The sequence below is a fragment of the Neobacillus cucumis genome, assembly GCF_023715505.1.
In genome coordinates this window covers 1-482 of sequence record NZ_JAMBOH010000103.1, presented here as the reverse complement: position 1 = coordinate 482, position 482 = coordinate 1, and the positions used below count along the sequence as shown (strand labels likewise).

Annotated in this window: 2 pseudogenes; both read right to left on the bottom strand. The window is 33.6% G+C overall.

The features are described from left to right. Positions 1-239 (bottom strand): annotated as a pseudogene (locus M3226_RS32930) (transposase); the annotation flags it as partial. Positions 240-260: 21 nt separating this feature from the next. Beyond that, positions 261-482: pseudogene (locus M3226_RS31590) on the bottom strand (hypothetical protein); the annotation flags it as partial.

Here is a 482-nt window from a genome sequence, read left to right as displayed (position 1 = left end):
TTAATTTTCATGGTTCCGAAGGAACCTTCGCACCAAACTCTTCTTAATTTTTGAACCTGTTTGTATTCCTTTGTTTTTGTCCTCTGTATATTTTCCTCTAATAACTCATGTGCAATCGGACGAGAAATGGTTCTCCTACTTGCAGTCTTTCCAAAACATTTTTCTCTAAAAGGGCAGACTTTACAGTCTTTGGTTTTCGCAGAATAAGTTTTATAATAATGTTCACCTTTACTCATTAGATGAGTAAAGGTTAGCTCTTTTTAATTCGGGCAAGTATATGTATCTGTTTCTCTGTCATAAATAAAATCACGGTAGGAAGTTGTATCAAAAGCATTGTCGTACTTAATTGGACTTATATAGCCTGTGATTTCAAGTGTTTTTAATCCATGATGAATTGGAGTTGTGTCGTATCCTCTATCTGCTCCAACATTTTTAATATCTAATTCAAACTTGTCTTGAATAACCTTTAGTCTTTCAACGAA